Source organism: Synechococcus sp. UW179A, assembly GCF_900473965.1.
GTDB lineage: Bacteria > Cyanobacteriota > Cyanobacteriia > PCC-6307 > Cyanobiaceae > Synechococcus_C.
The window spans coordinates 236055-259424 of the sequence record NZ_UCNJ01000032.1; the positions used below are offsets into that span (position 1 = coordinate 236055).

Sequence of the window (23370 nt, forward strand, 5' to 3'; positions counted from 1 at the left end):
GTGGCCTACTGGCTGATGAAAAGTGAACCCGATGTTTACGGGATTCATCATCTTGAGCATGAGCAGACGACGCTCTGGGACGGTATTCGCAATTATCAGGCGCGTAATTTCATGCGCACGATGGCCGTTGGCGATCAGGCCTTCTTTTATCACTCCAATTGCAAGCCCCCAGGGATCATCGGAATGATGGAAGTGATCGAAACAGGACTGGTGGATCCCACACAATTCGATCCATCATCGAAATATCACGACCCTGCATCGAAACCGGAATCCCCGCGCTGGGATTGTGTGCGTCTGGCCTATCGAGGCAGATTTCAGGACATTTTGAGTCTGGAGGACTTACGTCAGTCCTACCAACCGGAAGAACTGGCCGTCGTTCGACGCGGCAATCGGCTTTCCATTCTTCCTGTCGAAGACCGAATCGCTCAGGATCTCCTCAATCGACTTGGCTCAGTTCAGTGAAACGAGGGACCGTCGCCCGACAGAGCGCATCCCTCTCACAACAATCATCCCCAGAGCCTGGATAGGTTTCAGCCAAGCTCCCTGGCGCTTTGTGGGCCTGACAGCTCTGATGCTGATCACCGTCACTGGTCTGAGCTTGATCTCAAGAGATCTTCAGCAAGGGGAGGAATGGTGGCAGTCAGCCATCAGCGATGTGCTCTTTGTTGCAACCATCCCCACAATGCTTCTGCCGCTCGTGGCCTTGCTGCATCTGGCCGATCAGCTCCTTCCTTCGATCCAATCCACACCACAAGACGAGCCTGCGCAGGAGCGTCAACGTCTTCGGTGGATTTTCAGACAGACAGCCGCACTGGTCATGCTGGAAGGGGTCATCCTGATCGGAGGCCTGAACATGATCAGGATCATCGGAGCACTGATTGCAAGGCAGAGCGGAGTCATCTCCACTGTGATGCTGCTTGTTGGAGGACTGGGATTGATCCTGTGGACCCTGAGCCAGACCCTTGCCCTTCCACTTTTGGTCCATCACGGCCATCGCCCACTTGCAGCGATGGAGCACAGTCGACGGCTAGTTCAAAGCAATCGACTAAAGGTTCTTGCTTTGCTTGGCCTGCTCATCGGCGTCAACCTGATTGGCCTGATGGGAGCATTCATCGGTCTGCTCCTCAGTATTCCGTTCAGCGCCTTGCTGCTGATGGCCAGCTGCCGGACTCAGAAACCCTGGGTCAAAGATTCTCGGCGGAACATGTTGCCCACATAAAGCCGAGTGATTTCTCTTGACTCCACTCCGTGCTGAATCAGGAATCCAGCCAGAGCAGCCTGAACAAGACGGTACTGATCCCAGTTTGGGCAGCGCTCAATGAACGCAACCATGGCTTGCTGCAGGGGCTGGGGGAGCTCTGAATGAAAGCTCACCGCTGACTCATCGGAAGCCTTCGAAACCTCCAGCAGCGGATCTGATGCTGATGCCTGAGTCTGCTCCAACTGATCGACCGACTGCATGCAAACGCCTCGAATGCCAACTAGTTCTCCACAGATAACGACCTGCGTCAAGAAGCAGCTCAGGCGGCATTCTCAGTGATTCTCCAAACGAGACTTGAGACGCTGGAGCCCTTCCCAGCAAGCGATCTTCTCCAACAGAGCCGAAAGAGTCACAGGCGTGATTCGTCAACCAAAACCAACCTCCGAAATCAAGTTTTCCACAGAAGCCCGCCATACCAGCCAAAACGCCCTGAGACCTGTGGAAAACATTGCCTTACCCGTGGGGAATACTGGGGGAAAATCAATGAAGAGCTATTGATCAGCTGCTCTAATCATTGCCGTTGTCCCACAACGTTCTCATTGCCTCCGCGATGGCCTGCGCAGCAGGGTCAGGCCAGCAGACTTCAAAGCCACGAGCGAGGTCACCATCACCACTACAGATGGCCCGAATCGACCAGCGTGATCGATCACCCTCGAGGCAGACCCACCAACTGCCACGCTCCAGCTCGACGGTGATGGATTCCTCCGCCATAAGCTGAGCGCAGATGGCTCGATGTTGATCTGTCAGATCACTGATGAGTGAAACCAGCTCGCAGGCTTCACACTCCTTGAGTTCGAGGGCCCAGTCTTCCCCACCAATCAGAACTGAAAACGGTGGGCGGGAAGGATCCCTAGACAATCTCCAGCCAGAGCCCTCCTCTTGAATCATCCAGGGAGAAGATCGGGCTGATCCTGTTCGTCGCTCAGCTCAACGATGGCCCGCTGCACTGGCTTGACGCTGGATTCTTCAAGCAGACCATCGAAGTCGTCAAAGCGCCTCTGTTTGGCACGGAAGGCAATCCGAACCGTGGTCAGATAGCGATTGCTGGACTGACGGATCAGGCTTTCACCGCGCTTGGCGAGATCCTGATGATCGACTCCTGCAGAAAGCATGCCAACAGCACATGAATCCTGAATTCTAAGTGAAGAGATCACTGTGGAAAGGAACATGCATGGGGTAGCTGCGTTGCGGACGCCCAGGGACCCTGAGAACAATCTGTCGACCCAGCCCCATCGCCACAAGCGGTCTACGCAAATGACTGAGCAAAGCACTCACCTCCTCGAGATGCTGCGCATCCACGCACTCAACGCGGATGCTGCCCCAGCTGCGTGACATCCTGCAGTCTCGCAGCGGTTCCAGCTCTGCCTCAATCTGTGGATCCTCCCGATAGAAGGAAAACACAAGCCGTCTTAAGCGATCCATCGTTGCTCCCCGTAGCCTCGACCTGACTCCAACCTGCCCATAGCGGTGGTTCAGCCCCTCGCTGCCGAACAAAACCTTCATCTTTCCGAGGCGTCTTATAACGTCGGCACCTTGGCGATCGACCTGGGAAGCACCACCACGGTGGTGGCTTTTCAGTCTGCTGAGCGATCTGAGGTGGATCTGCTCGACCTACCTCAGATCACCCGTGAGCAGGGAGCGATCCCATCGCTCATCTGGGCAGAGGACGCGGTCTCAGGTCCCGCGCTGGTTGGGCTTGAGGTGCTTGAAAACGGTTTACACGAACGTGATGCTCCTCAGTTGCATCGCGACTTCAAGCGTTGGATCGGCATTCCATTGGATCCGCAGAGTGCCGAGAGACGACTCAGCCCCGAACAGGCCGGTGCGCGTCTTCTGACTGAAATCTGGAAGAGGATGCCCCCTGAACTGAGCATCGAGCGACTCGTCCTGACAGCCCCCGTGGATCAGGGGTCCGGTTATCGCGACTGGCTTCTCAAAGCCTGCGAACCGATGCAGGTCGCAGAGATCGCCTTGGTGGACGAACCAACGGCAGCTGCCCTCGGTGCTGGACTCGAAGCTGGTTCCAAGCTTCTCGTCGTCGACCTTGGCGGAGGAACTCTCGATCTATCCCTAGTCGCCCTCGAAGGTGGTGAAGGTCGTGCTGCTCCAGTGGCCCAGCTGCTTCGCTTCCGCGGCCAGGACCTCACCAACAGCCGTCAGGCGCTCCGTCAGGCCAAAGTCCTCGGCAAAGCTGGCATCAACCTGGGTGGTAGGGATCTGGATCGCTGGATTCTCGACGAACTCTGTCCAGACGGCCTGCCGGAGGAAGGCGATGGGCTGATGGCTCTGTTGAATGCGGCGGAACGTTTGAAATGTCGCCTCAGCGATCCCGATATCCCGAATCGGGAAAGCCTCTCGGAGATAGCCAATGGCCAGGATTTCGACGCGCCGAGCAACCTGTCGATGGATCGACACAAGTTCAGTCGTCTACTGCAGGAGCGAGGACTGTTTGATGCCCTTGAAGGACTGCTCAGCAAAACCTTGCGCGATGCGGAACTCAACGGCTGTCCGGCCGAGGATCTTGATGCTGTAGTGGTGGTAGGGGGAGGCGCCCATCTACCCCAGCTGCGCGATTGGCTTACAGAGAAGCTTTCGCCCACACCACTGCTCACCCCCCCGCCGATGGAAGCGGTGGCCTGCGGTGCCCTGAGCCTCACTCCTGGAGTTCGCATGCAGGACCTGCTGCAACGCGGAATCTCACTGCGCTGCTGGAACCAGCGCAGCAACACCCATCACTGGCATCCCCTGTTTTTACCGGGTCAGCCCTGGCCGTCCAGCAAGCCGCTGGAACTGATATTGAGCGCCAGCGGGCCGGACCAGCAGTCGCTCGAGCTGGTGCTTGGAGAGTCCAGGGGGGAGACAAGACATGAAGTGGTGATGGTCAATGGCCTGCCCCGTGTGCTGGAAAAAAACGATGGATGGGATGAGGTAACAAAGCGGCCAGACACCGCCTGTGAGCTTCCCCTTGAACCTCCCGGGCAGCCTGGAGAAGATTGTCTAAAACTGCGTTTCCATCTCAATGATCAGGCGGAACTGATCCTTGAGGGAGAGGATCTACGGACAGGCGAAAGCCTTGAGCCGAGACCACTCGGGACCGTGCGGTGATCGCGCCGTCCACAAGGGCGTGTGTGTTGACGGCAACATCCATAGAAAGGTGTTTGTCGTTCCCTGACCACCATTGGCGCTGCGTCGCCATCTCCCGAAGTTTTGGCTGATCGCCACACTTGGTGGTGTCGCATTCCTTTGTGGTTATGCGTACTGGTGGGAGCAGCAGTTGCCCGGTCGCCTGCGTGAAGCGGCTTCACGGGGAGACCTCGAAGCCTGCCTGCGCTACGGCGAACAGCTGGCGGCACTCCGATGGCTGGACCGGGAAGCGCCGAGCGAGCAGGCCGTCTGCCGTCGTCGCCAGGCAGAACTGGCCTGGGAGCGTGGCGACAGCACCCATGCACTCAACCTGCAGTCACAGCTTGTCAATTCGAGTGTCGGCAGCGAAGAGCAACGACGCAGTGATCGAACCAGATTGCTCCAGTGGCGCCAGACACTGCGCGAGCGGGCACTGGATCAGTTCCGAGCGGGAGATCTCGAACAAGCCCTCATCACCCTCAAACCCTTGGAACAAAAGGGACAGAGACCGGGAACACAGCTCAGTGACAGTCTGCGAGAGACCTGGAACCGCAACAAGATCGATCACGAACGGCTCAAGGACAAAGTTCAACGACAGCAGTGGTGGGAAGCACTGAGCGTGCTCAATCAACTGGACCACCCCTGGTGGCAGACCCATGCCCTGCCTCTCCGCAAGCAGGTGGAGGAAGCCATACAGAATTTGCGTGATCGGCAGGAGCATCACAGCCATGGGGCTTTACCTGCTCATACGGTTGATCCAGAACGTCTCAATACAGCTGTGGAGGAGCGGCTGTCCAGCGGTATGGATCCATGGAGTGCCTTCGTCGCCGGGTGCGCTGATCTGGGCGGAGTACTCGTCGAGGAAGGACCGGAGAGCCTCTGCAAGGCGAAGAGACCATGAAGCGCGTGACAAAATAACTCTCAATGAGATCGTCTGCTCATGCAGCCTGGCGACAAGGTCGTTGTGACCTCATCGGTAATGGTTTACAACCATCCCTTACACCGTGGTGAAGCCTTCGACATGAAGGGCAGCGAGGGGGATGTGATCAGTGTTCTGACTGAATGGAAGGGACGCCCGATCAGCCCCACCCTGCCAGTGCTCGTGGCCTTCGGTCGCTACAAGGCTCATTTCCGCGGGGAGGAGATTCAATTCTCCGCCTAAAGACTTCTGAGAAAAACCCCTTCTTCCCCATCCACATCCATCAGTCTGAGCTCGATGGTTTCGGTGCGTCGAGTGGGAACGGATCGACCGCAGAAATCAGGCTGAATCGGCAGTTCCCGATGACCGCGGTCCACCATCACTAACAGCATGACGCGGCGTGGCCGGCCCCAGGCCTGGATCGCTTCCAAAGCGGCACGGACCGTGCGGCCGGTAAAAATCACGTCATCGACCAGCAGCACATCACGTCCTTCGACACTTACAGGCAGCTCGGTCGCCTGCACAGGCCTCATCGCCACTCGCTCCAGATCATCACGATGGAAGGTCGGATCCAGTGTGCCCTGGGCGATCGTCTGGCCGCTCTGCTCCTTGAGGAAGCGCGCCAGTACAGCTGACAACTGAACGCCCCGGGTGGGAATTCCCAGCAGCAGCAACTGCTCGACCTCTCCCACACATTCAAGAACCTGAGAGGCCAGGCGAGACAGCGTTCGGCCGACATCCTCGGCAGAAAGGATCTCGATCCGCTCACTATTCCCAGACGTCACCATGACCGATGCAGTGGGATAGATAACTGTATGTCGGATATCACCTTCAAGATCCGCAAAAGCTGACCATCGACCGCGCAAGAGTTCACCACGGGCGGGATCCGGGGGTAACTTGTGAATCTAGAGAAGGCCTTAAGAACGGATAGAGCTGAGTGAACGTTGCCGATCGCCATACAGGACGACCAAGCAGGGAGCGATCCATTGCTCCAGTTGTTCTGGCGATCCTGGATGGATGGGGCGAGCGCAGCGACACCGACCACAACGCCATCCAAGCCGCCAGCACTCCCGTCATGGATGCGCTGCGTCACGCCTATCCCCAGACATTGATCCAGGCGAGCGGCTCCCACGTGGGATTGCCTGATGGGCAAATGGGCAATTCCGAGGTCGGGCATCTCACCATCGGCGCGGGCAGAATCATTCGCCAGGAACTGGTACGGATCGGCGACACGGTGCGTGACAACCAGTTGAGAGCCGTTCCAAAACTCCGTGAACTGGCCGAACGTCTGCGTGCAAGCAACGGCACGCTTCACCTGCTGGGCCTCTGCTCAGACGGTGGCGTACACAGCCACGTTGATCACCTGTGCGGACTGCTGCACTGGGCAGCCGACGAAGGCCTGAAACACGTTTCGATCCATGCGATCACCGATGGACGCGACACCCCCACGCAGAGTGCTCCGATTTACTTGAAGCAGGTTGAGGACACCATTCAGTCTTGTGGAGTGGGTGAGATCGCCAGCATCTGCGGTCGTTACTGGGCCATGGACCGCGACCGCCGCTGGGAGCGCACCTCACGCGCCCATGAACTGCTGACTTCACCTGACGTTCCTGTGAGCGAGCTGTCGGCGTCTGAAGCATTGCAGGCCAGCTACGACAGCGGCACCACCGATGAATTCGTGGAACCAATACGTCTGCGTGCAACCCATCTGAACGATGGCGATGCCCTGCTGATGTTCAATTTCAGACCTGACAGGGCGCGCCAGATCATTCAGTGCCTGGCAAAAGAGGACTTTACCGATTTCGAAAGGCCCCTAAGGCCTGAGTTGGACGTCGTTACGTTCACGCAGTACGAAGCAGGTCTCCCCGTGGAAGTGGCTTTTCCACCCGAGTCCCTTGATGACTTGCTGGGTCAAGTTGTGGCATCGCGTGGACTACGCCAGTACAGAACGGCAGAGACGGAGAAATATCCCCATGTGACCTATTTCATGAACGGCGGTGTGGAGCAGCCGCTGGAAGGAGAAGACCGTCATCTGGTGCCCTCTCCCCGTGTCGCAACCTATGACCAGGCTCCGGCCATGAACGCCGAAACCCTCACCGTGAGCTGCATCGAAGCCATCGAGAAGGGGGTTTATTCCCTGGTGGTGATCAACTACGCCAATCCAGACATGGTGGGACATACCGGCGTGATGGAGGCCGCCACCGAGGCAATCGAGAAAGTCGACCAGTGCGTTGGACGCCTGCTCGATGCCGTGGGTCGCATGGGTGGCACGATGATCATCACGGCAGATCACGGCAACGCCGAACGGATGCTGGGCGATGATGGCCAGGCTTGGACGGCCCACACCACCAATCCGGTGCCATTAATTCTCGTGGAAGGGGAGCGCAGGAAGATCCGTGGCATGGGTAACGCAATTCGCCTGCGCGATAACGGCGGGCTTGCTGACATTGCACCCACTCTTCTGCAGCTACTCGATCTCGAGAAACCCAAGACCATGACAGGAAGCACCCTGATCGAACCGATCGAGACACCCGTGCCCTCCACCGCGCGCCTGCCTCAACCGGTCTGAACGGCTCACGCATAGGATTTGCCCATGATCACCACCGTTCTTTCCTGGATCTGGATCGGCAGCGGCCTCTTGCTGATCCTGTTTGTCCTTCTGCATAGCCCCAAGGGCGACGGCATGGGTGGGCTCGCCGCTAGTGGAAGCACTTCATTTACTAGTGCCAGCAGTGCGGAAGCGACCCTTAACCGAATCACCTGGACCACCCTGGCCATCTTTCTAACGCTGGCTGTGATCCTGAGTGCCGGCTGGCTGAGCTGAATCAGCACAGCCGACAACAAAAGGTCCAACCGACTCGGGACCTCATGGAACTGGGGTCAAACAATCTTTTTCGGATAAGCCTTCTCACCGTGTTCACGCGCATCGACTCCGAGGTTTTCAGCCGCTGCCGACACGCGGAATCAAAGGCCGAAGCCTCGCAACAATCCAGCGATGAGCAGCGTCCCTGACGCCGGCAACCTATGAGCCACCAGCACGGCCTGCAACTGGCCGCCGATCAAGAGTGCCTGTCTTTGTCAGCGAGAACCTGACCTGCTGGGTGACTGGGGATCAGCTCAGCACTGGCGAAGACACCGGTCAAAAACGCGCCGACCGTGCCGCAAACACCATGGACCGCAAAGGTGTCGAGCGAATCATCGAACCGCGCTGAAATCTTGAGCTACACCGAGAGGCAGCAAACCAAACCGGGATCGCCCCCATCGCCATCCCAACAGCAGTGGGCTGTCCATCACGCCATGTCTCAACGATCGACCCGGCAACCGGCCCTGTCGCAGCAGAGATGTGAATGGTGGTGAAAGGAAGCTCAGCGCCATCGTGTGAGCACATTGCGAGCCTGAACGATTCCCCCATAGAAGAATGCCAGTCCTGGATCATCAGACGTGCCGCCGAGGCAAGAATCAGGCTGTTGTCGCCCATCGAAGAGCGCCAGCATCACCCTCAACGTGAGGCATCACTTTCAGAAGACGCCTGACCACGCAGTTTCTCCACACCAGAGGAGGCCAATCTCTCTGATCGATTGATCACCTTGATGATCAGAAATAGGGTCCAGCCCACGAGGATGGAGTTAAGTACGACATCGAGAATTCGCCCGATAGCCAGCTCACCGTCGAAATAGGGAATCGCCAGGTTATGCCAGCTACCGTCACGCACGAGAGGATTTAGCAGAGGCATCAGCAGATCTTTGCTAACGGCGTCAACGATCTGCTGAAACTGCGTGCCGACCACCACCGCAATGGCAAGGTTCAAAGCATTGCCCTTCTGGAAGAAAAACTCCTGAAACTCGCGCAACCAACGACGAAAAAACATCTCAAGAATTTCGGAGAAACACCATTCAATCCTGAGCTGGGCACAAAAAAAACCCCGCAAAAGCGGGGCTTGATCGACCGCCGAAGCGGCTCTGATGGAGGAACTCCGACTCAGTAGTCGAAATCGCCACCGCCCATGCCGCCGCCAGCCGGTGCGGCTTCTTTTTTCTCAGGCATGTCGGCAACGATGCATTCCGTGGTCAGCACCATGCCGGCGATTGACGCAGCGTTCTGCAAACCAGAACGGGTCACCTTGGCAGGGTCGACAATGCCGGCAGCCAGCATGTCGACGTAGTCACCGTTAGCAGCGTTGTAGCCGTCGTTAAAGGCCTTTGCCTTCACATTTTCAGCCACAACAGCGCCATTCACGCCTGCATTCTCAGCGATGCGCATCAGTGGCGCAGTCAGAGCAGCAGCCACGATATTGGCACCGATCAGCTCCTCACCCTCCAGGCTGGAAGTGGCCCACTGCTCGAGCGTGGGAGCCAGATGGGCAAGGGTGGTGCCGCCTCCAGGAACGATGCCTTCTTCCACTGCTGCCTTGGTCGCGTTGATGGCATCCTCAAGACGAAGCTTCTTGTCCTTCATCTCGGTTTCGGTAGCAGCACCCACCTTCACTACTGCAACGCCACCGGCGAGCTTGGCCAGTCGCTCCTGAAGCTTCTCCTTGTCGTAGGTGGACTCGGTTTCGTCCATCTGCTTACGAATCTGCTCACAACGAGCTTTCACAGCCACATCGTTGCCTTCAGCCACGATGGTGGTGGTGTCCTTGTTGATGGTCACACGACGGGCAGTGCCCAACATCTCGATCTTGGCGTTCTCAAGCTTCAGACCGGCATCTTCCGTGATCAGCTGACCATTGGTCAGCACAGCCATGTCTTCCAGCATGGCTTTGCGACGGTCTCCAAAGCCGGGAGCCTTAACGGCAGCAACATTGAGTACCCCACGCAGGCGGTTTACCACCAGGGTGGCAAGAGCTTCCTTTTCAATATCCTCGGCGATGATCAGCAAGGGCTTGCCAGTGCGGGCAATCTGCTCGAGCACGGGCACGAGATCCTGCACGAGGCCGATCTTTTTGTCGGTGAGCAGAATGTAGGGCTCGTCAAGGACGGCTTCCATTCGCTCGGTGTCAGTGGCGAAATAAGGGGAGATGTAGCCCTTGTCGAAGCGCATTCCCTCGGTGACCTCCAGTTCGGTGGTCATCGACTTGCCCTCTTCCAGGGAAATCACACCCTCCTTACCAACCTTGTCCATGGCATCGGCGATCATCCGACCCACTTCTTCGTCATTACCGGCGGAGATAGTGCCCACCTGCGCAATGGCATTGCTATCAGCGATCGGCTTAGCGTTTTCTTTGATCTTGTCGACCAAGAAATCAGAAGCTTTATCGATGCCCTTTTTCAGGGTGATGGCGTTGGCACCGGCGGCCACGTTGCGCAAACCAGCCTTGACCATGGCATGAGCCAAAACGGTCGCTGTAGTGGTGCCGTCACCGGCGGCGTCATTGGTCTTTGAGGCAGCCTGACGAATCAGAGCAACACCGGTGTTCTCGATGTGGTCCTCGAGTTCGATCTCTTTGGCGATCGTGACGCCGTCGTTAATGATCTGAGGAGCACCGAACTTCTTTTCGAGAACAACGTTGCGACCCTTGGGGCCGAGTGTCACAGCAACGGATTCGGCAAGAATGTCAATGCCCTTTTCAAGAGCGCGGCGAGCGTTCTCGTTGTAAATGATGCGCTTGGCCATGGGGGCGGAAATTGATGAAAGGGTTAGTGGAATGACTACCGACCTGTCTCAGGTCCAAGGCAGTCAGGGGCCGGTCAGTTGACGATGGCGAGAATGTCCTTCTCGGAGAGGAGCACAAACTCATCGCTTCCAAGCTTGATGTCGGTGCCTGCGTACTTGCTGTAGAGGACCTTGTCGCCGACTCCTACTTCAGGAGACTGGCGCGATCCGTCGTCATTACGCTTACCGGGTCCAACCTGAACAACTTCGCCTACCTGAGGCTTTTCCTTAGCGGTGTCGGGGAGCAGGATGCCGCCGGAGGTTTTCTCCTCGGATTCTGAGACTTTGACGAAAACGCGATCGCCAAGGGGCTTAACAGTGGAGACGCTGAGAGAAACAGCTGCCATGGGTTCTTGCAGGAGCAGGGACAGTGCGCCGAAGCGCCGATGCGACTCGAGCTGGCACTCAAGGTCGTCGAGTGCCAACCTATGTCCGGGTTCTGCACTTCGGCCACGGGACAAGCGTGCGGGTGACCGAACCACTCCCCCCTTCCTCGTGACGGTGGTATCGTTGCCCCGCTCAGGAAGGGATTGCCCTAGACGCTTCCCTCTCACACCCCCTTACTTATGGCCGCTGCTGCTCCCGCCTCCGCCGGTACCAAGGGCGTTGTCCGCCAGGTGATTGGCCCGGTTCTGGACGTGGAATTCCCCGCCGGCAAGCTGCCCAAAATTCTCAACGCACTCCGCATCGAAGGCACCAACACCGCCGGACAGGCGGTCGCTCTCACCGCTGAAGTTCAACAGTTGCTGGGTGACCACCGTGTTCGCGCCGTTGCAATGAGTGCCACCGACGGCCTCGTTCGTGGCATGGGGGCCCTCGATACCGGTGCTCCGATTTCAGTGCCTGTTGGCGAAGGAACCCTTGGACGCATCTTCAACGTTCTCGGAGAGCCTGTCGACGAACAGGGACCTGTTAAGTCCGATGCGACAGCGCCGATCCACCGTTCAGCACCCAAGCTGACTGAACTGGAAACAAAGCCGAAAGTCTTTGAGACCGGCATCAAGGTGATTGACCTCCTGGCTCCCTATCGCCAAGGCGGAAAAGTTGGACTGTTCGGTGGTGCCGGTGTTGGCAAGACCGTGCTGATCCAGGAACTGATCAACAACATCGCCAAGGAACACGGTGGTGTTTCCGTGTTCGGCGGTGTGGGTGAGCGCACTCGTGAGGGCAACGACCTTTACGAGGAATTCAAGGATTCAGGCGTGATCAACGCCGATGACCTCTCCAAGTCGAAGGTGGCTCTTTGCTACGGCCAGATGAATGAGCCCCCCGGCGCCCGCATGCGCGTGGGTCTTTCGGCTTTGACGATGGCTGAGCACTTCCGTGACGTGAACAAGCAGGACGTGCTGCTGTTCATCGACAACATCTTCCGTTTCGTGCAGGCTGGCTCCGAGGTGTCCGCCTTGCTTGGACGCATGCCTTCCGCTGTGGGTTATCAGCCCACCCTCGGTACCGACGTTGGCGAACTTCAAGAGCGGATCACCTCCACTCTGGAGGGCTCCATCACCTCGATCCAGGCTGTCTACGTCCCCGCTGACGACCTGACTGACCCTGCTCCTGCAACCACCTTTGCTCACCTCGACGCCACTACGGTGTTGAATCGTGGCCTGGCCTCAAAAGGCATTTATCCAGCTGTGGATCCTCTGGACTCCACCAGCACCATGCTCCAGCCCGCTGTTGTGGGTGACGAGCATTACCGCACAGCTCGCAGCGTTCAGTCCACTCTTCAGCGCTACAAAGAACTGCAAGACATCATTGCGATTCTCGGTCTCGACGAACTCTCCGAAGACGATCGGCGCACCGTTGACCGTGCACGCAAGATCGAGAAGTTCCTCTCCCAGCCCTTCTTTGTGGCTGAGATCTTCACCGGCATGTCCGGCAAATATGTGAAGCTCGAAGAAACCATCAGTGGTTTCAACCAGATTCTTGCTGGCGAGCTGGATCATCTCCCCGAACAGGCTTTCTACCTCGTTGGCAACATCGATGAAGTCAAGGCCAAGGCTGCAAAAATGGCCGAAGAAGCCAAGTGATGCCAACAGAGGGCTCAATCCATGCCCTCTGTTTTTTTCACTTCGCCACCACGCTTTTAACCCAAACACTTCATATCCATGTCCCTCACTCTCCGTGTGCTGGCACCAGACCAGAGCGTCTTCGATGGCTCTGCTGATGAGGTGATCCTCCCCAGCACTACTGGGCAGCTGGGCATTCTCCCCGGCCACGTCTCTTTGCTGGCGGCGCTTGATGTTGGAGTCCTGCGTGTTCGCGCTGATGGAGGCTGGAAATCCATCGCCCTGATGGGTGGATTTGCGGAAGTGGAAGCCGATGATGTCACCGTGTTGGTGAACTCCGCTGAGCTGGGAAGCTCGATTGATGGCAATTCCGCTGAAAACGAATTGCAGGCAGCACGCAGCGCCGTCAATAAATTGGAAGGCCAGCCGACCTCTCCTGAGAAAGTTAAAGCTCAACAAAACCTAAATCGCGCAAGAGCCCGCGCACAGGCAGCGATCAATCAAAGCTGATTGAATATCCATGCACTGCCACAGCAGTTTCACATTCAGGGCCAGACATTATTACTACATCTATCTTTTGATCTTGGCCTAACCTTCCAGAGGATCTGTCACTTCAATCGACGAAAGAGTCGATGCAGCTCAAAGCTGCTAACAACCAGTAATTAATCCCAAGGTTCACACCTCCTCTTCGACTGTGATTCCCTTCAAGAATGAAGTGGGATCAATTGCGATATTTTTTGGTGATCTGATCTCAAAATGAAGATGAGGTCCAGTACTGCGACCTGTATTGCCCATCCTGGCAATCAGATCACCGCGACTGACACTCTCACCGACCTGAACCAGAATCTCATTGCAATGCGCATAGCGGGTCTTGTAACCATCAGTGTGCAAAATTTCGACCATCAGCCCATAAGCGCCTAAAGAGTCTGCGAAAATCACACGTCCAGACCGCGAAGCATGAATCGATGTTCCAACGTGATTGGCTATATCAATGCCTGAATGGTGCCTTGACCAGCGTGGCCCAAAGCCCGAGGTGAAAACACCTGCAGCAGGCAAAGAATAGGCCTTCCGCGACAACTCATTCAAATACTCAGCGAAGGATCCGAACGAACAAACCTCAGCGATAGGGTCGGATTTGACTACAAAGCTCTCGGCAGGCCAGGGCGCCTTGGGAAGTGATACAGAATTGACAGAAACAATGGGAGACTCCTGCAAACAATACTGCTCAAACAAAACAGTCATGGATCTCTTACTTAACAGTGACTGAGAAGCTAGAAAAACATTTTTTCCAGGCTCTCCGCCAAGGCCTGACGTGGCAGATTCCTGAAGCCTGAATTGACCAATGTCATTCAAGATTTCCATGCCTGATATTGCCGCGAAAGTCGCAGAGGACAGACCAAGTGCAAAAAAGGAGGCGAAAGAAATCAATCCATTAATAATATTTCGCGAGACTGTAACAGACTATTGCGCAGCCCATATGATCAAATCTGCTGGGATTTGCGATCAGTATCACCCCCGAAAGAATCAAGCGATAATTCTGATGGAAAGCAGCATTAAGAGGCCTACTCAAGGCAGACCAGCCTTTGACCAGAACACTGCTCAAAACTTTTTCAAAAGAGACGCAGAAGATCTACACCATCAATCCACAGCTGCGCTAGATGAACATCCTGCACGATCTAATCATTCGGGCAAAGGCCGCGGGAGTTTGCTAGTACGCTGCTTTCTCGGCATTAAAAAGCAGGCAATAAATTGCCTGCTTTTAACCAACAAAATACTGAATTAATGCTTATCAAGCGGTGCCGCAGAAAGTCACATCAGGGAACTTGAGCTTGGCATCATCCAAACTCTTGCCCTTGCCTTCTTCCTGCCAGTAATTGATCACTTCAGTGGCTTTGTTCAACACCTCAACGCGTTCATTATCGGTAATCCAGGACTTGCCTTCAAGCTCACTTTTTAGAGTCTCCCAGGCATCTTCACGAGGCCAGAAGAAATAGGCCGTCAAAGGACTGGGTCCACCACCAACAATTTGATCAACGGCAAGCGCCACGTTGTCGGGCAACCAGAGAATCTTCAACAGGAAGCGCCCCTCATCGGCCTTAGGGGTATAACCAGATGGCACACCATCGGCATCGATTGTGGCTGATGCCAGTGCGGCACTGCCGCCACGCATCACCGGACGACCTTCCTTCGGCTCCTGCTGCTGATCGGCCTCAATGCTCTGTGGAGCCTGATCAGCTGCTGCTGCCTCGGTAGCGACCTCTTGGTCGACGGCAGCACCTTCGGAAACCGTCATGGTGTCAGCGCTCAAGAATCAATGACAAAGAACTAACCTACCAGCCGCCAAAACCCATCCCCCCTGGACCGGCACGCATCCACCAGCCAGCTTCTGCTGTTCGATATCGACGGAGTGATCCGCGACGTTTCCGGCAGTTATCGCAGAGCCCTCCAGGCCACGGTGGAGCACTACAGCGGCTGGCTGCCAGCACCATCATGCATCGACGCCCTCAAGGGCGAAGGACGCTGGAACAACGACTGGGACGCAAGCCTCGAACTGCTGCGCCGGCATGGCGCATCCTTGCCGGTCAGGCGGGACCTAATCGATGTTTTCAGCGATTTCTACTTCGGTGGCGATCCCGATGGCGATCCAGGTGCCTGGATGGGGTACATCAGTGATGAACCCTTGCTGGTGCAGCGGGACTTCTTTGACGCGCTGGATCAAAACGGTTGGTGTTGGGGATTTGTTAGTGGTGCGGAACCTCCATCCGCACGTTTCGTGCTGCAGAAGCGACTTGGACTGGTCAATCCTCCTCTAATCGCCATGGGCGATGCCCCTGACAAGCCTGACCCCGCTGGTCTTGTGCAGCTCAGTGACAGTCTTTTGCCCTGTACCAGCGGGGGTGTTGTCGCCTATCTGGGTGACACGGTTGCCGATGTTCAGACCATTCTCAACGCCAGAATCCAACGCCCCGATCGGCATTGGATCAGTCTCGCAGTGTCCCCACCGCATCTTCTGCCCGGCAGCGAGGAGAGAAGCGTCTATGAGCAGCAACTCATGGCCGCCGGAGCGGATCTGGTCCTCTCCAGCACTGAAGCAGCCCTTCAATGGTCGATGGACTGCAACGGATCTGAACGTCAGGGACACGCAAGATCCGTTCGCTGACGCGACTTAATCGCTTAGCGCTCCATGTCTTCCACAGCTTTGAGAGCTGCAGCAGTGAGCACTTCATGACCGCAGGGGACTTCGGCAAGGTCCCTGACTGCAACATCGTCCTCGATGCGAATACCGATGCCCTTCCAGCGCTCGTCAATCGCCGGCTGTCCCTCTGGAACCGCAAGACGATCACTGACGTAAAGACCAGGTTCCACCGTCAGCACCATGCCGGGTTCCAGCTCCACGTGATGCTCCCCAAGCCGATAAGCACCTACGTCATGCACATCCAACCCCAGCCAGTGCCCGGTGCGGTGCATGTACAAATGGCGATAGCAGCCCTGCTCAATCAGACCATCCACCTCTCCCTGCAGAAGGCCCAGATCCACAAGACCCTCCACCAGAACATGCACAGCCGCGTCATGAACGTCCTCGGCGGTATGTCCTGGCTTAACCCGGCGAATCGCCGCTTCCTGGGCCGCCAACACCAGGGAATAAAGCTCCCGCTGCTCCCCACTAAAGCTACCGCTCACCGGGAACGTGCGCGTGATGTCCCCGTTGTAGTAATCGCGAAGTGAGCAACCCGCATCGATCAGCAGCAGATCGCCGTCTTGAAGAACTGCGCTGTTGTCGATGTAATGCAGCACACAGGCATTGTCTCCTCCGGCAACGATCGAGCCGTAAGCGGCCCCACGGGCTCCCAACTCGAGGAAATGCTGTTCGATCAGAGCCTGAATCTGACGCTCGTTCATCCCAGGGCGCACGGCAGCTCTGGCCAGCTCATGGGCCGAAGCAGAGATCCGGCCGGCTTCACGCAGACGCTCCAGTTCAGCGGGTTGCTTGCGCAAGCGCATCCGATGCAGCAGCGGGCAGGGCGCAAGCAGCGCCAGTGCAGCCCTGCCAGTGCGAGAGGCCCGATCCAGTTGCGCACCCCATGAACGCAACACCAATGGTTCGATCGATGGATGAATGCCGACACGGAAAGCGATGCCCTCCGCACCGTCCAGGTACTGCGGCAGCAGGGCATCGAGCTCCAAGCGTGGATGCGAGAGATCAGCCCCGAAGCGCTCCACCGCACCCTCACAACCCCAACGTCGACCGGTCCAGACCTCAGCCGCTGGCTCACGGGGATTCACGAAGAGCACAAACCTCTCACCCTCGGGGCGATGTGGCAGGAACAGGGCCACGGCATCGGGCTCATCAAACCCGGTCAGGTACCAAAAATCACTGTTCTGGCGGAAGGGCCACTCCGTATCCGCATGGTGGGTGACCAGGGTCGACGCTGGGATCACTGCGGCGGCCTCTCCCAGTTCAGCCATGAACCGCTCGCGGCGATCCGCGAACAGCTGAGCATCAAAAACAGGGGCAAGATCAGCCACGGCAGAGACAGGGCACCGGAGAAACGTCAGGATGGCAGTCAAAGCGCCCGCGCATGACCTCCGACCTGCTGATCCTTCTCTTGTTGGTGGTGGTGGTGCTGACCGGATCCGCCCTCTGCTCCGGAGTGGAAGCAGCTCTGCTGACAGTGAATCCGGTGCGCGTGCATGAACTTGCAGCCCGGCCGAAACCTGTGGCAGGAGCCCGCAGGCTGGCGCAGCTGCGGCTGCGCCTGGGTCGAACCCTGTCGGTGCTGGCGATCACCAATAACGGCTTCAACATCTTCGGAAGCCTGATGCTCGGCGGCTACGCCTCCTGGGTATTCACAGAAAAGATGGACGCGGGAAATGGAGCTCTGGCTCTGTTCTCGGTCAGCCTCACGGTTCTGGTGATCCTGCTCGGGGAGATCTTGCCCAAAGCGATCGGAAGCCGCCTGGCCTTGCCGGTTTCCCTAGCGAGCGCTCCGGTGCTGCATTGGCTTGGCGTGTTCATGCGACCGCTGGTGCTGCTGCTGGAGCGACTCCTTCCTGCGATCACCGAAGAGAGCGAGATCAGCACGGATGAGGAAGAAATCCGGCTACTGGCGAAACTCGGATCTCAGAAAGGACAGATCGAGGCTGATGAAGCCGCCATGATCTCCAAGGTGTTTCAGCTCAATGACCTCACCGCTCGTGATCTGATGACACCGCGAGTGGCAGCCCCAACACTTGATGGTGCCTGCAACATCGAGAAGTTGCGAGTCGAACTGCTCGAGAACGAAGCGCAGTGGTGGGTGGTGCTTGGCGATGCGGTGGACAAAGTGCTTGGCGTCGCAAACCGTGACCGTCTGCTAAGCGCCCTGGTGCGCAACAAGGGACATCTGACACCAGCCGATCTGAGTGAACCGGCTGAGTTCGTTCCCGAAATGATTCGAGCCGATCGCCTACTGACCGGCTTCCACCGCGACAACAGCGGTGTGCGAGTCGTGGTGGATGAATTCGGTGGCTTTGTCGGAGTCATTGGACCGGAGGCAGTGCTGGCCGTGCTGGCCGGCTGGTGGAGAAGTACCTCAGGCGAGGCAGCGCCATGAGTGCCATGGAGGATCGCTGCAGAGATCTACTGCAGAGCTGGCGAGAAAAACTGGAACTGAATCGCCGGGAGCAGGGACTTCTGGCCGGTGCGCTTCAGCTTCTGGATCACCAGCTTGAACGCCTGCAGCAAAGCAAGCTCAGGATCTCGGTGTTCGGTCGAGTGGGCGTCGGCAAGTCCAGTCTGGTGAATGCTCTGGTGGGGCAGCAGCTGATGGCCACGGATGTGGCCCACGGCTGCACCCGCCAGCAAAAGGCCGTGAACTGGCCAAGAGCGGTTCCAGGACTGCAGACGATCGAGCTGGTTGATACCCCCGGCATCGACGAGGTGGACGGTCCGGCTCGAGCACGACTGGCGGCCAGGGTGGCCCTGCATGCCGATCTGGTGCTTCTCGTGCTGGACGCAGACATCACGCGGGTGGAACTGGAGGCCCTGGACACGCTGCAGACCATGGGCAAACCGGTGCTGACCGTGCTGAACCGCAGCGACTGCTGGCCCGAGGATCAACTACCGGATCTAGTGCGCAGCATCCATAGCCGATTACCTGCAGGACTGCCTGCTCCACTGGCGGTATCAGCAGCACCGCGCCAGGCGGTTCAACTGAGCGATGGCCGCATCCGCAGCCGCGAGCAACCGGCCGATGTGGAAGCACTGGCGATCGGTCTCAGCCTTCTGCTGGAACAACATGGCCATAGCTTGCTGCTGCTTAACAGCCTCAGACAGGCCACAGGAATCCAGCAGCAGTTGGAGACTGGGCGGTTGCAGCGGCGTCGGAGGGAAGCCCAGGGGCTGATCGGGCGCTATGCCGCTCTGAAGGCCACCGGAGTCGCCACCAATCCACTGCTGCTTCTGGATTTAGCAGGGGGATTCGCCTGTGATGCGGCCCTTGTCCGTCAGCTTTGTTCTTTGTATGGCCTACCTCTTGGAGGACCGGCGGCCCGCAAATTGATCCGCCAGCTGAGTGGACAGAACGCCCTGCTGGGAGGAGTACAGCTGGGGCTCCAGGTCGCATTGGGCTCGTTGCGCCAGCTGTTGCTGCTGGCCGCACCCTTCAGTGCTGGCCTAACACTGGCCCCTGCCGCACCAGTGGCCCTGGCCCAGGCGGCACTGGCCGTGCACACAACACGACGCACCGGTCGGATGACGGCACGCTGGCTGCTGGAGGAACGCGGGCGGGGGCGCCGACTGGAGCCAGGACCAGCCACTCTGATGCGGCGGCTGGCACAGTCGGATCGCGGCATCGTCGAGCTGATGCAGGAATGGCCCCAGCCGCAGTCGCGCCCGCCTCTGCCGTCACTGTTGCCATGACCATGGCGACAACAGCCAGAGCTGAGATTGCCTTGCTCGGCACCAGTGCCGATCCTCCGACCGTGGGCCATCAAGCCCTGCTGGAAGCACTGTTAACCCGGTTTGACCGGGTCGCCACCTGGGCCAGTGACAACCCGATGAAACGCCATGACGCTGATCTTGAACAGCGATGTGACCTGTTGAAAACCCTGGTTGAATCGATCGCCAGCCGCAGGCTGCAACTGGCCCAGGAGCTGAGCAGCCCCTTTGCCGTCACCACACTGGAGCGGGCCAGCGAACGTTGGCCAGACCACCGCCTCTGTTTTGTCGTGGGAAGCGATCTCGCTCAACAGATCCCAGCATGGAAAGAGTCTCAGCGCATGTTGCAGCAATGCAATCTTGGCATCGTGCCCCGTGAGGGATGGCCCCTGGAGCCATGCACTCTGGAGACCCTTCGCCAGATGGGAGCCTCTACGCGGGTGCTGCCTCTGGGCATTCCCGCTACTGCCAGCTCACAGGTGAAACAAAAGCAAAAACGACAGCAAGTGCCGGAATGCCTCTGGCCGCTGTTGCTGAAGCACAATCTTTATGGATTCAATGCCGCCAACCCCTGAGTGCCGATGCGCGTTGCCCTGGCCCAGATCAATCCTGTTGTGGGCGACCTGCTGGGCAATGCCACCCGCATTCTGCAAGGCCTCGACAGCCTGATCGAGACCACGGGCAGCCAACCGGACCTGCTGGTCACGCCCGAGCTATCGCTCTGGGGTTACCCACCACGGGATCTTCTCTTCAGTCCCACGCACCTACAACGGCAACGGGAGGCCCTCGACACGCTCCGCAGTGGTCTGGCCGCCCGTCAGTCGAACATCGCTCTTCTGGTGGGAGTCGCTGATCCAGCAAACGATGCCTTGCATCCTGAGCTGTTCAACGCCATCACACTCGTGCAAGTCGGCGGCGATCACGTGGTGGCCCGCAAGCAACTTCTGCCTAGTTACGACGTCTTTGACGAAACGCGTTACTTCAGGCCGAGCCATGGAGCTGGGCTGATCACACTTAGCAGAGGAGACCGCAGATGGCGACTGGGGATCACCATCTGCGAAGACCTGTGGGTCGACCAAGAACTGCATGGCCGTCGCCTGGTGGGACCAGACCCTGTGGCCGATCTGATCCCCGCGCGAATCGATGCACTGATCAACTGCTCAGCCTCACCCTTTGGCCGCCGGAAGGCTGCCCTGCGGCGCCAGTTGGCCGCTCGTGCGGCGCAGCGCCTTGGCTGTCCAGTGGTTTACGTCAATCAGGTGGGAGGCAATGACGAACTGGTGTTCGACGGTGCGAGCTTCGTGATGGGCAGCAACTGCGAGACGCCGCTTTTGCAGCTTCCGGACTGCCGTGAAGCGATACAGATCTGGAATGCCGCAGACAGGGCCCCATCGGCAAGCATTGAATCAGCCACAACGCAGCAAACCCAGTCTGAACAGCAGGAGATGGAAGCGCTTTTCCGCACTCTGGTGACCGGGGTGAAGGACTATGCCGGCAAATGCGGCTTCCAGAAAGTCCTGCTCGGCCTGAGTGGGGGCATCGACTCAGCGCTGGTGGCGGTGATCGCCGCCGCGGCCCTCGGATCCGATCAGGTGCAAACCCTGCTGATGCCATCTCCATGGAGTTCGGACGCTTCACTCGCAGATGCCCTCAACCTTGCTGATCGGCTGGGAATCGCCCACACCATCGTTCCGATCGAAACCCTGATGGACGGTTTCCAGGCGACATTGACCCCAGCCCTGGAGAGCGTTCCCTCAGGAGTGACAGCCGAAAATCTGCAGTCGCGCATCCGTGGCACTCTGCTGATGGCCATGGCCAATCAGCAGGGACAGCTACTACTCACCACCGGGAACAAATCTGAGCTCGCAGTGGGCTACTGCACTCTGTACGGCGATATGAACGGCGGCCTTGCCGTAATCGGTGATCTGTACAAATCAACCGTGTTTGCGTTGTGCCAATGGATCGACAGCAGCAGGGCAAGCCTGTGCCGCCAGCAACTGGCACTCCCTGCCGAGGGAGCTCTGATCGGCAGCGCAATTCTCGAGAAACCTCCCAGTGCCGAACTGCGTCCAGATCAGATGGACACTGACTCACTCCCCGACTACGACCGGCTTGACCGCCTGCTGATCGACATGATCGAACACCGCCTCAGCGGACAGCAGTTGATAGCTGCTGGCCACGATCCTGAAGAGGTGCAACGGATCGAGAGCCTGTTCAGGAGGGCTGAGTTCAAGCGCAGACAGGCAGCGCCGTTGCTGAAGGTGAGTGCCCAGGCCTTCGGCAGTGGCTGGCGGCTGCCGATCGCCGCCATCTGAGCCACATTGAAGACACGACTCCGTCCTCCATGGCCCATTCCGTTCTGACGGCTCCGATGGCCAGCATCGGGGTCCCTACTGAGATCAAGGCGGATGAGCAGCGTGTGGCACTCACCCCGGATGCGGTCCGCGAACTGGTGACCCAGGGCCTTGAGGTGCGGATCCAGAACGGAGCCGGGGCCGGCGCAGGAATCAGTGACGACGCCTTCGCAGCGGCAGGAGCCAGGATTGTGAACCGAGAGGAGGCATGGGCTGCCCACTTGGTGGTGAAAGTGAAGGAGCCGCAGCCAGAGGAATTCAGTCTTCTGCGCGACGACATGGTGCTATTCACCTACCTGCATCTGGCGGCTTACAGCCAGGTGGGAGAAGCCCTTCTGGATGCCGGCACCACAGGGGTGGCTTACGAAACGGTGCAATTGGAGAACGGAAGCCTGCCGCTGCTGGCACCGATGAGCGAAATCGCAGGACGACTTGCAGCGCAGGTCGGAGCCAGGCTTCTGGAACGCCCCAATGGCGGACGTGGCGTCTTGATTGGAGGATGCACCGGCGTGCGTCCAGCCCGCGTTGTGGTGCTGGGAGCCGGCACGGTGGGATGGAATGCGGCACGACTCGCTGCGGCGATGGATGCCGAGGTGCTGCTCCTCGATCGCTCCCCCGAGCGGTTGCGCAGCCTTGAAGCAGACCGGCGTGGACGACTGATCAGCATGGTGAGCAGTCGCGGACTGCTGGAGCGATTGGTTCCAACAGCGGATCTGCTGATCGGCGCCGTCCTGACACCTGGTGGGCGCGCACCGACATTGGTGGATGAGGAGATGGTCAAGCAAATGATGCCGGGATCAGCGATCGTCGACGTCGCTGTTGACCAGGGGGGCTGCATCGCCACAAGCCGGGAGACAACGCACACCGATCCAACGGTGTGCATCCATGGCGTACAGCACTATGCCGTTGGGAATATGCCCGGCGCCGTGCCCTTCACCTCCACCGAAGCCCTGGTGAGCGTGACCTTGCCCTACATCCTCGGGATCGCTGGACGCGGCCTGGAAGAGGCCGTGACCGAACGTCCGGAGCTGCTTTCAGGGCTGAACACCGTGAAGGGTGCGGTCTGTCATCCAGGAGTCGCGAAAGCTCTTGGAGTACCACCGCGGCACCCGATGGCCTGCCTGCGCTGACAG

At 58.2% G+C, this 23370-nt stretch carries 29 protein-coding genes; 16 read left to right on the forward strand and 13 right to left on the reverse strand.

What is annotated here, in order from left to right:
• On the forward strand, positions 1-462 hold the full coding sequence (locus DXY31_RS15645) for an EVE domain-containing protein (protein ID WP_244279867.1): 462 nt from the start codon (positions 1-3) through the stop codon (positions 460-462).
• On the forward strand, positions 446-1219 hold the full coding sequence (locus DXY31_RS15650; protein WP_114994626.1) for a hypothetical protein: 774 nt from the start codon (positions 446-448) through the stop codon (positions 1217-1219). The genes DXY31_RS15645 and DXY31_RS15650 overlap by 17 nt, the downstream gene beginning before the upstream one ends.
• On the opposite strand, the gene DXY31_RS15655 is transcribed toward DXY31_RS15650, so the two are convergent.
• The 4 genes from DXY31_RS15655 to DXY31_RS15670 form a co-directional block, all read right to left on the reverse strand.
• Positions 1171-1461 (reverse strand): DUF2811 domain-containing protein, encoded by a 291-nt coding sequence (locus DXY31_RS15655; protein ID WP_114994755.1) that lies wholly within the window; start codon positions 1459-1461, stop codon positions 1171-1173. The two genes, DXY31_RS15650 and DXY31_RS15655, sit on opposite strands and share 49 nt — an antisense overlap.
• Before the next feature lie 307 nt (positions 1462-1768).
• Positions 1769-2149 carry a DUF1818 family protein gene (locus DXY31_RS15660; protein ID WP_114994627.1) on the reverse strand — a complete coding sequence of 127 codons (381 nt, stop codon included), beginning with the start codon at positions 2147-2149 and terminating at the stop codon, positions 1769-1771.
• Positions 2146-2373: a DNA-directed RNA polymerase subunit omega gene (locus DXY31_RS15665; protein ID WP_067095871.1), complete on the reverse strand. Its 228-nt coding sequence runs from the start codon at positions 2371-2373 to the stop codon at positions 2146-2148. Before DXY31_RS15665 ends, DXY31_RS15660 begins: the two co-directional genes overlap by 4 nt.
• A gap of 25 nt (positions 2374-2398) precedes the next feature.
• Positions 2399-2683, reverse strand: a complete 285-nt coding sequence (locus tag DXY31_RS15670; RefSeq protein ID WP_114994628.1) for a hypothetical protein — start codon at positions 2681-2683, stop codon at positions 2399-2401.
• A gap of 39 nt (positions 2684-2722) precedes the next feature.
• Here DXY31_RS15670 and DXY31_RS15675 point away from each other — a divergent pair, with 39 nt between their 5' ends.
• From DXY31_RS15675 to DXY31_RS15685, 3 genes are all read left to right on the forward strand, one after another.
• Positions 2723-4366: an Hsp70 family protein gene (locus DXY31_RS15675; RefSeq protein ID WP_114994629.1), complete on the forward strand. Its 1644-nt coding sequence runs from the start codon at positions 2723-2725 to the stop codon at positions 4364-4366.
• 73 nt (positions 4367-4439) lie between these two features.
• Positions 4440-5285, forward strand: a complete 846-nt coding sequence (locus DXY31_RS15680; protein WP_114994630.1) for a hypothetical protein — start codon at positions 4440-4442, stop codon at positions 5283-5285.
• Between the two features lie 39 nt (positions 5286-5324).
• A complete protein-coding gene (locus DXY31_RS15685; RefSeq protein WP_114994631.1) occupies positions 5325-5546 on the forward strand; it encodes a ferredoxin-thioredoxin reductase variable chain in 222 nt (73 codons plus the stop codon).
• Here DXY31_RS15685 and pyrR read toward each other — a convergent pair.
• A complete protein-coding gene (gene pyrR / locus DXY31_RS15690) occupies positions 5543-6091 on the reverse strand; it encodes a bifunctional pyr operon transcriptional regulator/uracil phosphoribosyltransferase PyrR (RefSeq protein WP_114994632.1) in 549 nt (182 codons plus the stop codon). The genes DXY31_RS15685 and pyrR overlap by 4 nt on opposite strands.
• Before the next feature lie 149 nt (positions 6092-6240).
• On the opposite strand from pyrR, the gene gpmI reads away from it, so the two are divergent.
• Positions 6241-7872: a 2,3-bisphosphoglycerate-independent phosphoglycerate mutase gene (gene gpmI / locus DXY31_RS15695; protein WP_114994633.1), complete on the forward strand. Its 1632-nt coding sequence runs from the start codon at positions 6241-6243 to the stop codon at positions 7870-7872.
• A gap of 24 nt (positions 7873-7896) precedes the next feature.
• A complete protein-coding gene (gene secG / locus DXY31_RS15700; protein WP_114994634.1) occupies positions 7897-8127 on the forward strand; it encodes a preprotein translocase subunit SecG in 231 nt (76 codons plus the stop codon).
• 235 nt (positions 8128-8362) lie between these two features.
• Here the strand turns inward: secG and DXY31_RS17645 are convergent, their stop codons facing one another.
• The 5 genes from DXY31_RS17645 to groES all read right to left on the reverse strand — a co-directional run bounded on the left by DXY31_RS17645 (position 8363) and on the right by groES (position 11302).
• Entirely contained in the window at positions 8363-8518 is a 156-nt protein-coding gene (locus tag DXY31_RS17645; protein WP_244279882.1) for a hypothetical protein, read from the reverse strand.
• Positions 8519-8668: 150 nt separating this feature from the next.
• On the reverse strand, positions 8669-8797 hold the full coding sequence (locus tag DXY31_RS17755; protein WP_256359643.1) for a hypothetical protein: 129 nt from the start codon (positions 8795-8797) through the stop codon (positions 8669-8671).
• A gap of 5 nt (positions 8798-8802) precedes the next feature.
• The gene (locus DXY31_RS15710; RefSeq protein ID WP_114994635.1) at positions 8803-9171 is read right to left on the reverse strand and encodes an MscL family protein; all 369 of its coding nucleotides are present in this window, start codon (positions 9169-9171) and stop codon (positions 8803-8805) included.
• A 110-nt stretch (positions 9172-9281) separates the two neighbouring features.
• Positions 9282-10916, reverse strand: coding sequence for a chaperonin GroEL (gene groL, locus DXY31_RS15715; RefSeq protein WP_114994636.1), 1635 nt, complete (start codon positions 10914-10916; stop codon positions 9282-9284).
• Between the two features lie 74 nt (positions 10917-10990).
• Positions 10991-11302, reverse strand: a complete 312-nt coding sequence (gene groES, locus DXY31_RS15720) for a co-chaperone GroES (RefSeq protein ID WP_066911278.1) — start codon at positions 11300-11302, stop codon at positions 10991-10993.
• A gap of 219 nt (positions 11303-11521) precedes the next feature.
• Between groES and atpD the strand changes: the two genes are divergently transcribed.
• Positions 11522-12985: a F0F1 ATP synthase subunit beta gene (atpD, locus tag DXY31_RS15725; RefSeq protein WP_114994637.1), complete on the forward strand. Its 1464-nt coding sequence runs from the start codon at positions 11522-11524 to the stop codon at positions 12983-12985.
• Between the two features lie 78 nt (positions 12986-13063).
• Complete coding sequence (atpC, locus tag DXY31_RS15730) at positions 13064-13474, forward strand: ATP synthase F1 subunit epsilon (protein ID WP_114994638.1); 411 nt, start codon at positions 13064-13066, stop codon at positions 13472-13474.
• 165 nt (positions 13475-13639) lie between these two features.
• Here the strand turns inward: atpC and DXY31_RS15735 are convergent, their stop codons facing one another.
• Positions 13640-14317, reverse strand: a complete 678-nt coding sequence (locus tag DXY31_RS15735; protein ID WP_244279869.1) for a M23 family metallopeptidase — start codon at positions 14315-14317, stop codon at positions 13640-13642.
• Between DXY31_RS15735 and DXY31_RS15740 the strand changes: the two genes are divergently transcribed.
• A complete protein-coding gene (locus tag DXY31_RS15740; RefSeq protein WP_206749830.1) occupies positions 14307-14747 on the forward strand; it encodes a hypothetical protein in 441 nt (146 codons plus the stop codon). The genes DXY31_RS15735 and DXY31_RS15740 overlap by 11 nt on opposite strands.
• Positions 14748-14753: 6 nt before the next feature.
• Here DXY31_RS15740 and DXY31_RS15745 read toward each other — a convergent pair whose 3' ends face one another.
• The gene (locus tag DXY31_RS15745) at positions 14754-15257 is read right to left on the reverse strand and encodes a 30S ribosomal protein PSRP-3 (protein ID WP_114994641.1); all 504 of its coding nucleotides are present in this window, start codon (positions 15255-15257) and stop codon (positions 14754-14756) included.
• Positions 15258-15350: 93 nt separating this feature from the next.
• On the opposite strand from DXY31_RS15745, the gene DXY31_RS15750 reads away from it, so the two are divergent.
• Positions 15351-16124, forward strand: a complete 774-nt coding sequence (locus DXY31_RS15750; protein ID WP_256359647.1) for a TIGR01548 family HAD-type hydrolase — start codon at positions 15351-15353, stop codon at positions 16122-16124.
• Between the two features lie 14 nt (positions 16125-16138).
• Here the strand turns inward: DXY31_RS15750 and DXY31_RS15755 are convergent, their stop codons facing one another.
• The gene (locus tag DXY31_RS15755) at positions 16139-17491 is read right to left on the reverse strand and encodes an aminopeptidase P N-terminal domain-containing protein (protein ID WP_256359644.1); all 1353 of its coding nucleotides are present in this window, start codon (positions 17489-17491) and stop codon (positions 16139-16141) included.
• Between the two features lie 53 nt (positions 17492-17544).
• On the opposite strand from DXY31_RS15755, the gene DXY31_RS15760 reads away from it, so the two are divergent.
• The 5 genes from DXY31_RS15760 to ald are packed head-to-tail and all read left to right on the forward strand — an operon-like array spanning position 17545 to position 23367.
• Positions 17545-18558 carry a CNNM domain-containing protein gene (locus DXY31_RS15760; RefSeq protein ID WP_114994643.1) on the forward strand — a complete coding sequence of 338 codons (1014 nt, stop codon included), beginning with the start codon at positions 17545-17547 and terminating at the stop codon, positions 18556-18558.
• Entirely contained in the window at positions 18555-19865 is a 1311-nt protein-coding gene (locus DXY31_RS15765; RefSeq protein WP_114994644.1) for a GTP-binding protein, read from the forward strand. Before DXY31_RS15760 ends, DXY31_RS15765 begins: the two co-directional genes overlap by 4 nt.
• A gap of 2 nt (positions 19866-19867) precedes the next feature.
• The gene (locus DXY31_RS15770) at positions 19868-20458 is read left to right on the forward strand and encodes a nicotinate-nucleotide adenylyltransferase (protein ID WP_114994645.1); all 591 of its coding nucleotides are present in this window, start codon (positions 19868-19870) and stop codon (positions 20456-20458) included.
• Positions 20459-20464: 6 nt separating this feature from the next.
• Complete coding sequence (locus tag DXY31_RS15775) at positions 20465-22198, forward strand: NAD+ synthase (protein WP_114994757.1); 1734 nt, start codon at positions 20465-20467, stop codon at positions 22196-22198.
• A gap of 29 nt (positions 22199-22227) precedes the next feature.
• Positions 22228-23367: an alanine dehydrogenase gene (ald, locus tag DXY31_RS15780; RefSeq protein ID WP_114994646.1), complete on the forward strand. Its 1140-nt coding sequence runs from the start codon at positions 22228-22230 to the stop codon at positions 23365-23367.
• Positions 23368-23370 lie beyond the last annotated feature (3 nt).

Bases quoted from the DNA above. Each gene is read 5' to 3' on its own strand.
- DXY31_RS15655 (WP_114994755.1), bottom strand. From the start codon at position 1,461: ATGCAGTCGGTCGATCAGTTGGAGCAGACTCAGGCATCAGCATCAGAT.
- DXY31_RS15660 (WP_114994627.1), bottom strand. From the start codon at position 2,149: ATGATTCAAGAGGAGGGCTCTGGCTGGAGATTGTCTAGGGATCCTTCC.
- DXY31_RS15665 (WP_067095871.1), bottom strand. From the start codon at position 2,373: ATGCTTTCTGCAGGAGTCGATCATCAGGATCTCGCCAAGCGCGGTGAA.
- DXY31_RS15670 (WP_114994628.1), bottom strand. From the start codon at position 2,683: ATGGATCGCTTAAGACGGCTTGTGTTTTCCTTCTATCGGGAGGATCCA.
- DXY31_RS15685 (WP_114994631.1), top strand. From the start codon at position 5,325: ATGCAGCCTGGCGACAAGGTCGTTGTGACCTCATCGGTAATGGTTTAC.
- pyrR (WP_114994632.1), bottom strand. From the start codon at position 6,091: ATGGTGACGTCTGGGAATAGTGAGCGGATCGAGATCCTTTCTGCCGAG.
- secG (WP_114994634.1), top strand. From the start codon at position 7,897: ATGATCACCACCGTTCTTTCCTGGATCTGGATCGGCAGCGGCCTCTTG.
- DXY31_RS17755 (WP_256359643.1), bottom strand. From the start codon at position 8,797: ATGCTGGCGCTCTTCGATGGGCGACAACAGCCTGATTCTTGCCTCGGC.
- DXY31_RS15710 (WP_114994635.1), bottom strand. From the start codon at position 9,171: ATGTTTTTTCGTCGTTGGTTGCGCGAGTTTCAGGAGTTTTTCTTCCAG.
- groL (WP_114994636.1), bottom strand. From the start codon at position 10,916: ATGGCCAAGCGCATCATTTACAACGAGAACGCTCGCCGCGCTCTTGAA.
- groES (WP_066911278.1), bottom strand. From the start codon at position 11,302: ATGGCAGCTGTTTCTCTCAGCGTCTCCACTGTTAAGCCCCTTGGCGAT.
- atpD (WP_114994637.1), top strand. From the start codon at position 11,522: ATGGCCGCTGCTGCTCCCGCCTCCGCCGGTACCAAGGGCGTTGTCCGC.
- atpC (WP_114994638.1), top strand. From the start codon at position 13,064: ATGTCCCTCACTCTCCGTGTGCTGGCACCAGACCAGAGCGTCTTCGAT.
- DXY31_RS15740 (WP_206749830.1), top strand. From the start codon at position 14,307: ATGTCATTCAAGATTTCCATGCCTGATATTGCCGCGAAAGTCGCAGAG.
- DXY31_RS15745 (WP_114994641.1), bottom strand. From the start codon at position 15,257: ATGACGGTTTCCGAAGGTGCTGCCGTCGACCAAGAGGTCGCTACCGAG.
- DXY31_RS15760 (WP_114994643.1), top strand. From the start codon at position 17,545: ATGACCTCCGACCTGCTGATCCTTCTCTTGTTGGTGGTGGTGGTGCTG.
- DXY31_RS15765 (WP_114994644.1), top strand. From the start codon at position 18,555: ATGAGTGCCATGGAGGATCGCTGCAGAGATCTACTGCAGAGCTGGCGA.
- DXY31_RS15770 (WP_114994645.1), top strand. From the start codon at position 19,868: ATGGCGACAACAGCCAGAGCTGAGATTGCCTTGCTCGGCACCAGTGCC.
- DXY31_RS15775 (WP_114994757.1), top strand. From the start codon at position 20,465: ATGCGCGTTGCCCTGGCCCAGATCAATCCTGTTGTGGGCGACCTGCTG.
- ald (WP_114994646.1), top strand. From the start codon at position 22,228: ATGGCCCATTCCGTTCTGACGGCTCCGATGGCCAGCATCGGGGTCCCT.